Annotated in this window: 10 protein-coding genes, 1 tRNA gene and 1 rRNA gene (1 of these 12 cut by a window edge); 3 read left to right on the top strand and 9 right to left on the bottom strand. The window is 40.5% G+C overall.

Features of this window, described 5'->3' with window-relative positions; all coding sequences use genetic code 11:
- Positions 1 to 24: 24 nt before the first annotated feature.
- Both FXV78_RS10100 and FXV78_RS10095 read left to right on the top strand, forming a co-directional pair.
- Positions 25 to 1110 (top strand): transposase, encoded by a 1086-nt coding sequence (locus tag FXV78_RS10100; RefSeq protein WP_105084810.1) that lies wholly within the window; start codon positions 25 to 27, stop codon positions 1108 to 1110.
- A 377-nt stretch (positions 1111 to 1487) separates the two neighbouring features.
- Positions 1488 to 1979, top strand: coding sequence for a GNAT family N-acetyltransferase (locus tag FXV78_RS10095; RefSeq protein WP_004844854.1), 492 nt, complete (start codon positions 1488 to 1490; stop codon positions 1977 to 1979).
- An 8-nt stretch (positions 1980 to 1987) separates the two neighbouring features.
- Here FXV78_RS10095 and FXV78_RS10090 read toward each other — a convergent pair whose 3' ends face one another.
- From FXV78_RS10090 to FXV78_RS10065, 6 genes are all read right to left on the bottom strand, one after another.
- Positions 1988 to 2671: a hypothetical protein gene (locus FXV78_RS10090; RefSeq protein WP_039960239.1), complete on the bottom strand. Its 684-nt coding sequence runs from the start codon at positions 2669 to 2671 to the stop codon at positions 1988 to 1990.
- 284 nt (positions 2672 to 2955) lie between these two features.
- On the bottom strand, positions 2956 to 5241 hold the full coding sequence (locus tag FXV78_RS10085) for a xanthine dehydrogenase family protein molybdopterin-binding subunit (protein WP_004844856.1): 2286 nt from the start codon (positions 5239 to 5241) through the stop codon (positions 2956 to 2958).
- Positions 5223 to 5720 carry a (2Fe-2S)-binding protein gene (locus FXV78_RS10080; RefSeq protein ID WP_004844857.1) on the bottom strand — a complete coding sequence of 166 codons (498 nt, stop codon included), beginning with the start codon at positions 5718 to 5720 and terminating at the stop codon, positions 5223 to 5225. The genes FXV78_RS10085 and FXV78_RS10080 overlap by 19 nt, the downstream gene beginning before the upstream one ends.
- Complete coding sequence (locus FXV78_RS10075; protein ID WP_009245908.1) at positions 5711 to 6523, bottom strand: FAD binding domain-containing protein; 813 nt, start codon at positions 6521 to 6523, stop codon at positions 5711 to 5713. The genes FXV78_RS10080 and FXV78_RS10075 overlap by 10 nt, the downstream gene beginning before the upstream one ends.
- A gap of 373 nt (positions 6524 to 6896) precedes the next feature.
- On the bottom strand, positions 6897 to 8120 hold the full coding sequence (locus tag FXV78_RS10070) for a tyrosine-type recombinase/integrase (protein WP_004844859.1): 1224 nt from the start codon (positions 8118 to 8120) through the stop codon (positions 6897 to 6899).
- Between the two features lie 108 nt (positions 8121 to 8228).
- The gene (locus tag FXV78_RS10065; RefSeq protein WP_004844860.1) at positions 8229 to 8600 is read right to left on the bottom strand and encodes a hypothetical protein; all 372 of its coding nucleotides are present in this window, start codon (positions 8598 to 8600) and stop codon (positions 8229 to 8231) included.
- 111 nt (positions 8601 to 8711) lie between these two features.
- On the opposite strand from FXV78_RS10065, the gene FXV78_RS10060 reads away from it, so the two are divergent.
- Positions 8712 to 8936: a helix-turn-helix domain-containing protein gene (locus tag FXV78_RS10060; RefSeq protein ID WP_039960243.1), complete on the top strand. Its 225-nt coding sequence runs from the start codon at positions 8712 to 8714 to the stop codon at positions 8934 to 8936.
- Between the two features lie 333 nt (positions 8937 to 9269).
- Here FXV78_RS10060 and FXV78_RS10055 read toward each other — a convergent pair.
- From FXV78_RS10055 to FXV78_RS10045, 3 genes are all read right to left on the bottom strand, one after another.
- Positions 9270 to 9340 (bottom strand) — tRNA-Trp (locus FXV78_RS10055).
- 153 nt (positions 9341 to 9493) lie between these two features.
- The gene (locus FXV78_RS10050) at positions 9494 to 10174 is read right to left on the bottom strand and encodes a hypothetical protein (protein ID WP_009245909.1); all 681 of its coding nucleotides are present in this window, start codon (positions 10172 to 10174) and stop codon (positions 9494 to 9496) included.
- 221 nt (positions 10175 to 10395) lie between these two features.
- A 23S ribosomal RNA gene (locus FXV78_RS10045) occupies positions 10396 to 11759 on the bottom strand (it continues 1528 nt past the right edge of the window).

Below are 11759 nucleotides of genomic sequence, written 5' to 3'. Positions count from 1 at the left end.
TCAAATCGAGTGATGAACCACCTCATGAGCATCCTGATTAGCATATTTATTTCAGGATACCATGGAAAAACCACGGACTTTGCTAAAAACAGTTCCTGCCACAGAACTACGATTGCCCATTTCCTCAATTCCGGAAAATGGGATGATTCATTACTTTCAGATACGTTAAAATGCTCTGTCATTGAGATTATTTATTCAGAAGCAGCACGCACCGGAAAGTCTGTTCTCTGTATTGTGGACGATACGATCGCTTCAAAGACAAAGCCTTCGTCACAGGCTTTACATCCGATTGAAGATGCGTATTTTCACCAATCCCATTTAAAGGGAAAACAGGATTACGGGCATCAGGCAGTTGCTGTTATGCTTTCCTGCAATGGCATTGTTCTGAACTATGCTTTTGTAATGTACAATAACTCCATTTCCAAGATTGACATTGTACAAAGCATTGCAAAGGAGCTGCCTGTTCCACCGGTAATGTCCTATTTTCTTTGTAACTGCTGGTATGTTTCTGAAAAGATAATCAATACCTTTGCACAGAGAGGGTTCCATACCATCGGTGCTTTGAAAACAAACCGTTTGCTGTATCCATCGGGAATGAAGAAGAAACTTCGTGAACTGGCCGCCGAATTGTCTGTTACACATCGTGAATTTGACCTTGTGACAGTCAAAAAACGAAACTATTATGTGTACCGGTACGAGGGAAACCTCAACGGCATAGAAAATGCGGTAGTTCTTTTGAGTTATCCGGAAAAAGCATTTGGTAATCCCAAAGCATTGCGTGCTTTCATCAGTACAAACGCAGCCCTGTCTACACAGGAGATTCTTTCCTGGTATGTGTGTCGATGGCCGATTGAAGTATTTTTCCGCCAGTGTAAGGATAAACTGGCACTGGACGGCTATCAGATACGCTCTGCACAGGGAATCAAAAGGTACTGGCTGCTTATGTCACTGGCACATTTCATGTGTGCAGTGGGTACTGGTAGGTTCTGTTCGTTTGAAACTGGATATCACGAAATCTGTGATACCATTCAGCTGGAAAAGTATCGTTATCTTTTTCAATGCGCAAAGGAAAGTAATGATTTTGATTCATTTATGAAATTCGCAGTGTAGTTTTGTGCAATTTTTCAAATTTGCTCATTTATAGCTCTTAATTAATAAGTTTTACCCCAACAGTACAATTACGACTTTTCCCTTTCATTTTCTAAGCTACAAATTCTAGTCGTGCCTATATTTATACTCCCAAACGTGTATAAACTTAGGCTTGGTAAGCCTAATAATCCCTCTATTTGGTATTATCATGGTATTCCTCTTAGCACAGTTTGTCAACACTTTACATCCATTTTATTCAAAATTTTTCCATATTTTTTTCACATTCTCCAGCTTCTACCATCATTTCCCCCCCCCCCCTATTTTTTTCTTCAATTTGCATTTTTTCTTCTTATCACTTACAATAAAATCTAATATATCAGGGAAAGGAAATTGCACTTATGAAAATCAGAATTGCTACTTTAAAAGATTTAGATTCTATCCTTCGCATTTATGAACATGCCCGTTCTTTTATGGCGTCTCATGGAAATCCGACTCAATGGGGAACCACATATCCTCCTGTTGATATGATAGAACATGATATCCGGATGGGCAACGCCTATGTCTGCGAAGAAAACAATCGCGTTATTGCTGTTTTTTACTATGCATTTGAAAATGATGTCACTTATACCACAATCTACGACGGGAACTGGTTAAATGACGCACCTTACGGAGTCGTTCACCGAATTGCTTCTGACGGTACAGTAAAAGGTGCAGCTTCTTTTTGTTTAAGCTGGGCATTCTCACAATGTCACAATCTGAAAATTGACACCCATCAGGATAATCTCGTCATGCAGAGTCTTCTCGCTAAACTGGATTTCAAAAAATGCGGAACCATCCTGACAGAAGATGGATCAAGCCGAATTGCTTATCAGAAACAGGACAGCAAATAAACTTATCCTCATGATACCTTTCGTTCTAAAGCTTCTACTCGCTCTTCCAACTTTTCTGTCCGCAAAGCAAGTGCGCAATCTGGCGCACTATTGCCATTGCGTTCAAGACACACCAAACGGTTTTCAATACGCTCAGATCGATTGTTCGCATGTTCCTGCACTGTATCCAATTCTGACAGGACATTGCTTTCCACTTCTATGATCGTATGCTCCATATCCTTTAATTTTTGCTCCACACAATCTAATCTTCGATTCGTACCCTCTAGTCTTTGGTTCATATCCTCTAATCTTCGATCTATCTGTTCGAACTTCTGATCTATTTGTTCCAACTTTCGATCCATCTGATCAAACTTCTGATCTATTTGCTCAAACTTCCGGTCTATCTGTTCAAACTTCTGGTCTATCTGTTCGAACTTCCGGTCTATCTGTTCGAACTTCTGATCTATCTGCTCGAACTTCCGGTCTATCTGCTCGAACTTCCGGTCTATCTGTTCGAATTTCTGGCCTATCTGTTCAAACTTCTGATCTATTTGTTCAAACTTCTGATCTATTTGTTCAAATTTCTGTCGGAACTCGGTGTCCATTTTATCTACCCGCTGTTCCAACCTCTCGATTCTTCCATCCAGCATATCAAAACGGTCTACAATAACCGTAGTGATAGACTGCAGCAATTGTTCATTTGTCATACCCATACAATAAACTCCTTCTTTTATTTTTATATTGTTTTTTGGAAACATATTTTCATAAGCAATGCATTGTTTATTTGACTGAGATTTTTACAACATTAAGAAATGTATGCAGATTAATAAGAATAAGAATTTACCAGATTTGTTCTTATTGATGTAGATGATTATAACATGCTTCTGTAGAGCAGTACAGCTGTTTTTTCTATTTTTCTCGTTTTTGTTACTCTTTCACAAAGTCACTTTCTAAAAAAATCTCCACATCCGATTTTCATCGGATATGGAGATTTTTCTTAATCTTCTTCCTGCATCCCCCAGAATACTTTTTCTGCGGTGATCGGAAGTTCTCTCACTTTTACTCCGACCGCATGGCTGACTGCACTTGCAATCGCAGGGGACGGCGTATTGATCACAATCTCGCCTATCGATTTCGCTCCAAACGGGCCTGTCGGCTCGTAGCTGCTTTCAAATTCCACCCGGATATTGCCCACATCCAGACGGCTTGGGATTTTATACTGCATAAAGGAATTGCTGTAATTTTTTCCTTTTGCATTATAGATGACATCTTCATACATGGCCATTCCGATTCCCTGCGCAAGTCCTCCCTCTGTCTGTACTCTCGCCAGACTTGGATTCACTACCGTTCCACAATCTACTACTGCCACATAATCAATCAATTCCAGTTCTCCGGTTTCTTTGTCAATCTCCACTTCCGCCATTCCAACCATAAACGGCGGCGGTGAAATCGGTGAGCTGTATGCCTCACTGGCATAGAGCGCCTCTTCATTGTTGCACATCACACGGTTTCCGATTTCCGCTCTCGAAATGGATGTACCTGTTTTGATATTCACAACACACTGTCCGTCAAAATCCACATCGTCCACATCACATCCCAGGTACTGTGCACCTTTTTCGCAAAGTTTGTCTTTTAGTGTTTCACAGGTACGTACGACTGCCATTCCTGTCACATATGTAGTACTTGATGCATAGGAACCTGTATCATAAGGAGAAGAATCTGTATCCACTCCATGCACAATAATCTCATCCATCTCACAGTCCAGACATTCTGCTGCCATCTGTGACAAAATCGTGTCACACCCTGTTCCCATATCTGAAGCACCAATCAAGAGACTGTAGAATCCATCATCGTTCACTTTAATTCCAACAGATGCTGTATCTACAGCGGAAATACCTGAGCCCTGCATTGCCATTGCCACACCGACACCTCTGACTTTTCCATTTCCCATATCACGGCTCGGGAATTTTTCATCCCATTTCATCATTTCTTTTGCCTTTTCCATACACTTATCCAGGGCACAGCTGTTTGCCGTCTCCCCGTAATATGCAGGCATTACCTGCCCCTGACGAACCATATTTTTCTCACGCAGCGTGACCGGATCCATATTCATTTTTTCTGCCAGCTCATTGACTGCAGACTCTACTGCAAACAAGCCCTGTGTTGCACCATATCCACGATAAGCACCGGCTGACATTACATTCGTGTATACCACGTCATAAGCAAAACGGAATGCTTTCGCCTTCCCGTACAGAGGAATCGATTTGTGACCGGAAAGTCCAACTGTTGTCGGTCCGTGTTCCCCAAACGCTCCTGTATTGGAAAGCGTATAGACATCTATTCCCTGAATAATTCCGTCTTTATCAGCTCCAAGACGGACATGAACCTCCATCTCATGCCGCGGAGAGGATGCAATCATAGATTCTTCTCTTGTAAAAATCATCTTTGCCGGTTTTCCCGTTTTCCATGTTACCAGTGCCGGATAAACTTCTGAGACAACAGACTGTTTTGCCCCGAAACCGCCTCCGATCCTTGGCTTGATCACACGAATCTTCGACTTTGGAATATCCAATGCATTTGCAAGAATCCGCCGTACATGGAACGGAACCTGTGTGGACGAAAGGACATTCAATCTTCCATACGTATCCAGATATGTATATGTTCTGAATGTTTCCATCATTGCCTGCTGGTTTGCCTTTGTATGATACACCTGATCAATGATATACTCACAGTTTGCCAGAACCGCTTCTATATCTCCCTCTTCACAGCTGTCATGTGCACAGAGATTTCGCTTGTTGTCTGCCCCTACCGGACACAGACTCTTCCAGTTTTCTTCCGGATGCACCAGAATCGGATTGTCTTTGGCTTTATGAAAATCAAGTACAGGCTCTAATACCTCATACTTTACTTTGATCAATTTTAACGCCTTATTTACCGCTTCTTTTGTCCGTCCGGCAACGATCGCAACTGCATCTCCTACAAAACGGACTCTCTGATCCAGGATCAGTCTGTCATAAGGACTCGGCTCCGGATATGTTTGTCCCGCCATCGTAAACCGCTTGTCCGGACAATCTTTGTATGTCAGAATACATTCAATATCCGGAACCAGTTCTGCCCTTGTCAGATTGATATCCTGAATCAATGCATGTGCATGAGGACTCCTTAATACTTTAACAACAAGACTGTCTTTTGCCGCCAGATCATCTGTGTAAACTGCCTTTCCTGTTACCAGCGCCTTATAATCCACTTTCGGAATGGCCTGACTTACCACTCTGTTCCCCATGCCTGCACCTCCTTCTCTTTCTCACTCTGCTTTTTCACCGCCATATATTTCCGGATTGCCCGAAGCTGTCCCATATATCCGGTACATCTGCACAAATTTCCTGATAAATATTCTTTCATTTCTTCAATCGTTGGATTTTCTAACTCCCGCACCATTGCCAGCACATTCATAATAAATCCCGGAGAGCAGAATCCACACTGTTCTGCACCTTCCTGTGCAAGAAATGCACCGAACTCTTCTGCTTCCTCTTTCAGCCCTTCCAGAGTCGTCACTTCCTGCCCCTCGATCCCTGCTGCCAGAATCGAGCAGGAAAGTCTGGATTTTCCATTGATCCAGACTGTACAAAGTCCGCAGTTTGTTGTCTCGCACCCACATTTCACACTGTAGCATCCTAAATTTCTCAATACATCCAGAAGTATGGTATCTCCGGATACTTCTGCCGATACCTGTTTTCCATTTAATTTAAACCTTACTTCCATGCTCTTCCCTCCGTGATGATTGAACGCATCTCTCTGAAGATCAGTACCTCTGCCAGATGCTGACGATACTTTGCACTTCCTCTCATATTGGTTCCATACTCAAATTCTGAAGCTACTATTTTTGCATATTCCCGGATTTCTTCTTCCGAAATATCTGCCGGAATCTCCCACTGCTTTTCTAACAGTGCTGCTTTCATCGGTCTTGCTCCCACTGAAAAGTACCAGGACTCTACTCCGTTGACCATTCCAGTGACAACAGAACATGCAATCACCGGAAAATCTGTTTTGGTTTGCCGTACTGAATCATAGCGGAAGGAACGCTTGCTTTTTCTTATTATAATAGAGAGAAGAAGATCCTTATCTTTTTTACGATTTACAAATTCCGAAAGTCGAATAATTCCTCCATTATATAACTCCACAAATGTATCCAAAGCCAATAATGCCGTCAGTACATCTGAAAATCCAAATCTTCCATATATACTTCCGCCGACTGTCGCCTGATTTCGAAACTGCACTCCAACAATGTGGCGGACACACTCTGCAATTCCGTCGCCATACATTTCACGTAATCCCTGATGTAACTCCAGCTGTCTCAAAGTACACATCGCCCCGATTTTAAATACATGGTCTGTCTCTTCAATCTGATCAAGACCAAGCTCTGACAGATCGATTACTGTCTTTACTCTCGCATTTCCAAGACGCATCCACATCATTCCGCCCATTACACGGCTGTTTCTCGCCTGGTTCAATTCGTAAGCTTCTTCCAAAGTCTTTGCTTTCACATAATCTGTAATCGTAAGCAAAATTCTTCTCCTCTCTTTTGTATCTTTCACTCTTTTGTTCTCAAGGCATAAAAAAAGTGCAAATGTACTTATCATTCACACTTTATTTTAACCTTATAAATTTTATCACATGTTTTAGAAAAAGTCAAAACTTTTTATCGTTGGTTCTGTTCAAGAGGAACTTTGATTACCTCTATATTTTTGATAATAAATAAAAGCCGTAAAATCTTCCATTTCTAGAACTTTTCACGACTTCCTAAGAACAGGGGATGAGAGAATCGAATCCTGTCTTTTTTAGAATTAAAATCGCTTAAATTCCTTTATTTCTTCAAGTTTTTTCTCTCTTCTTTCTTTACGTTTTTTGATTACTTTTGATTACTTTTTGATTACCTTTTCAAATATTAACCGCTCGTTTGATCTGTTCAATTTGATGTGCCTTTGTCTTATTTGAATAGTAGTAATATTTACGACTTGTTTCTATTGTAGTATGCCCCATTTGCTTCATTACTAAAGAATCCTCACAACCAGAATCTATTAGTGTTGTACCATATGTTTTTCTACCTTTATGGATAGACCTATGATGCAAATCCACTTTATTCAATACTATGTCTAATCGTTTATTAAAAGTATTTCCACGAATACGTTTTCCAGACTCATTTTCAAAAAGATTTTCCCCATCTGGATTCAATTCAAGAATTTTCTTCAATGTTTCTATCCCACCATCCGAAAGAATAATATCTCGCATGCCTGCTTCTGTCTTTGCAAACTCTCTCACATCTACAACATTTTTCCCTTTTTCATTCTTATACCGAATCTCTGTACGCCGAACTCTTAAAATGTTTTTGCCATCCCAGTCACAAGGTTTTAATGCTGATAGTTCTCCAACACGAACTCCCGTTTGTAACACAAGTAAAACACCTAAGTTCCAAATAGTAACATTCTTTTTCAAATAGTCTACTATAACTGGAATTTCATCTTCAGAAAAAACCTCGTTTTTCTCATCTTTAACAACTTTCTTAAAGGCTCTCCTTGAAATATCCAAATCTCCAAAAAATTGTGATATAGATATATCTGTCCACTTTTTCTTTTTGGCAAACATCCAAGTACCTCTGATAATTGTTCTAAGTCCAGAATATGCTTTCATGGTCAATTCATTCTGTGCAACTTGCAATCTAATAAAATCTTCTAACTCATCAGCAGCTATTTGTTTCATTCGTCTTTTAGAGAAATTCGTTTTCACAAGAAATCTTTCAAAATCTGTTTCATAACGGTCTGCGCTTCCTTTTTGAATCTCTTTGTATTCTAACTTTTTACTTAACCATAGTCTGAACACTTCTTCAACCGTTGGATTTTCCTCTTTCTCCTTGTAAAATGCAATAATCAAGTCTTCTATTTCTTCTCTTGTATTCCTCTTCTTTAAAACTCTCCCTTTTTCTTCATCTGGAAAATAAGTATACCATTTTCCATTTTTACCTCTCCATATATCATATGAATGTTTACTTAATAATTCCTCATATTTTTTCATCTCATATTCTATACGGATCTCATCTAGCTTGATTTTATCATTCTCTTTAATATAATTCAACAACTCTGCTTCTGTAACTTCTTCTTTTTGCATATTATTACTAATTCATACGCTGCTTTAAAATCAATAACTTACTGCCCGAAAAATTTGAACTGCTTTACTTTACATAGCTCTACATTCGATACGTTTGGCGTATTGATTTTACTCCTTTCTGTTCCTACTATCAGAAACTTTTTTGTTTCTGGATTTTTCATCATGCAATGGATAACCTGCTTCGCCTAAGACCTTTCGTAGTCCATCCAGTTTGATCCACTCTAACAAAATCTTGTTATCTGAATTTCTAATCAGATTATAGCGTTCTGTATAACCTGCTCTGCGGTTTGCTTTGTATCCCTGCCCGACTTTTTCCAGTCTGTAATCGTAGTCCTGCTCTAAAATTCGTTTAATCCGCCAAAAGGAATATTCACAATTTTCTCCATGCATATGAAAATTATTCATAGCAAATACGGTTCCAGTTCCTGCAATCGTCAAAGACATAGCAGCTACCAACGCAACAACAACTTTTTTCCTCATTCTTTTTTCCTCCTAGTATTATCTCATTTTGTGATATTCTTCGCGTATAGTATATCTCATTTTGTGATATTAAACAATATAAAACTAAGATTTTGATAATATATTCTATAAATGAGGTATAGAATATATATGGAATATTGGGAAAGAATCAAAGCATTAAGAGAAGATCGTGATCTTACACAGAAAAATATTTGTGCTTACTTAAACATTGCACAAAATACTTACTCACAATATGAAAACGGAAAACGTGAAATACCAATTTCAATTCTAATTAAACTTTGTCTTTATTTTGGTGTTTCCTCGGACTATATCTTGGGTTTATCCGACAAAAAGTAAATAAAAAATATAATAATGCAAGCATTATTTTGCATATTCTAAGCACCGTTTTGGTGCTTTTTTATTATTTTCTAATTCATATATTTAGAGTAACAACAACTATCATGACATAAGACGCTTGCCCCGCCGACCCGCCGCCCTGTTAGGAACCGTCGCTCGGGGCATCCTGCGGAACGCTGTTTACTGAAAATAAGCAGACAAGGAAATGATTTTGAGCAGAAAAAAAGTAACCAAACATTTGTTTGATTACCTTTTTGATTACCTCTATATTCTCGGTAATAGATGAGATCCGTAAAAACCTCCATTTCTAAGGCTTTTCACGATCTTTTTAAACAGGGGATGAGAGAATCGAACTCCCACCAAAGGTTTTGGAGACCCCTATCATACCATTTGACCAATCCCCTATATGGTGTATCTCTTGAATACTCGTTAAGTATACCTGTTATTCCTCTGTTTGTCAAGAAAATTTTTGAATTTTTTCTACAATTCAAAATATTTTATTTCTAACATCATTTACAAACAAACAGTGCACCCAAAAAGTCAGGTGCACTCTGTTTTTATTGTTCAATTACATCCATTGCCATCACTTTCCCATCTATTTTAGAAATGTCTTCATCAGCAATCGTATATACATTTTTATCATCCTTGTTTACATGTACTGTAATCGTCTCCGGATCCCCGTATTTCATCCCCTGATCCAGATAATTCCGCAAAATATCATGATAAATTTCAAAAACATGTGTCTGCATATCTGTCTCAGACGGTAAGGATGCTCCATTCATCACTTCATTACTAACCTGAGTAGCATAATCTTCTGTCTGTTTCTGAAGCTCCTGATAGGTATCATTAAAGATTAACATAGGCTCTACTTTTACATCTACCGTGAAATTTTTATTTTCTACTTCTTTTGCCTCTGCAACTGTATATTTTACTTGCTTCATCATATCGCTAAACAACTTTCGATACTTTTCTTCCAACTCATCCGGCAATTCATAGCCGGAAAATTCTTGTAGCATTATATCCATGTTGTTTTGAAGATTATCTTCAAATATTTTATCCGCTTCCTTTTCATCCGCCCCTGTTAATTCTACATACTTCTGAATTTCGTTTTTATAACTTACATCCAAAACTGCCTTGGTATAACCACTGGCATCAAATTTCTTCCCACATCCTGCAAGCAAGACACATACTCCGATAAAAAATGCTATGTAGCGTATCTTTTTCCCCATATTCTTCATAAGTTCTCTACTCCTTTTCTTATTTTTCTTCATTATAGCATTAATATACATCCCAGTCACCGTCTTCTTATCGCCAAATTTCGTCATTTTAAAGCAAAAGATTCGTAGAAACAGTAACAACACAAAAAAACAACACCATACGGTGCTGCCTCTCATTCCATCTGTATTTCCTGTACCTTCAAAACTGCATACAAAGAATCATCCTTTTCCTATCACCTTGCTTGGTTATGCCCTCGACCTATTAGTAACAGTCAGCTCCATGCGTTACCGCACTTCCACCTCTGCCCTATCTACCTCGTCGTCTTCAAGGGGTCTTACTAACTTGACGTTATGGGATATCTCATCTTGAGGGGGGCTTCACGCTTAGATGCCTTCAGCGTTTATCCCGTCCCGGCTTGGCTACTCTGCTATGCATTTGGTAATACAACAGATCCACCAGCGGCCAGTCCACCCCGGTCCTCTCGTACTAAGGGCAGCTCCTCTCAAATATCCTACGCCCACGCCGGATAGGGACCGAACTGTCTCACGACGTTCTGAACCCAGCTCGCGTACCGCTTTAATGGGCGAACAGCCCAACCCTTGGGACCTACTTCAGCCCCAGGATGCGATGAGCCGACATCGAGGTGCCAAACCACTCCGTCGATGTGAACTCTTGGGAGTGATAAGCCTGTTATCCCCAGGGTAGCTTTTATCCGTTGAGCGATGGCAATCCCACTTTATACCACCGGATCACTAAGTCCTACTTTCGTACCTGCTCCACCCGTCGGTGTCGCAGTCAAGCTCCCTTCTGCCTTTGCACTCTTCGAATGGTTTCCAACCATTCTGAGGGAACCTTTGAGCGCCTCCGATACCCTTTCGGAGGCGACCGCCCCAGTCAAACTCCCCACCTGACATTGTCCCCCAGCCGGTTCACGGCTGCTGGTTAGAAATCCAATACTACAAGGGTGGTATCCCAACAGTGACTCCCTGACAACTGGCGTCATCAGTTCTCAGTCTCCCACCTATCCTGTACATGCAATATCGAATCCCAGTATCAAGCTGGAGTAAAGCTCCATGGGGTCTTTCCGTCCTGGCGCAGGTAACCAGCATCTTCACTGGTATTTCAATTTCACCGGGTGCATTGTTGAGACAGTGCCCAAATCATTACGCCTTTCGTGCGGGTCGGAACTTACCCGACAAGGAATTTCGCTACCTTAGGACCGTTATAGTTACGGCCGCCGTTTACTGGGGCTTAAGTTCAAAGCTTCGCCTTACGACTAACCTCTCCCCTTAACCTTCCAGCACCGGGCAGGCGTCAGCCCATATACCTCACCTTTCGGTTTTGCATAGACCTGTGTTTTTGCTAAACAGTTGCTTGGGCCAATTCTCTGCGGCCACTTTTACATGGCACTCCTTCTCCCGAAGTTACGGAGTCATTTTGCCGAGTTCCTTAACAATGCTTCTCCCGTCGGCCTTAGGATTCTCTCCTCATCCACCTGTGTCGGTTTACGGTACGGGTATATCATAAACAATAGCGGCTTTTCTTGGCAGCCAGCTCACATACTTCCGGCTTTACGCCCCACATCACGTCTTCAGATTGTGCACC

Origin of the sequence: Mediterraneibacter gnavus ATCC 29149 (genome assembly GCF_008121495.1) — a bacterium.
GTDB classification, from domain to species: Bacteria; Bacillota; Clostridia; order Lachnospirales; family Lachnospiraceae; genus Mediterraneibacter; species Mediterraneibacter gnavus.
The sequence above is the reverse complement of the archived record's forward strand: the minus strand, read 5'-3'. Positions and strand labels throughout refer to the sequence as shown.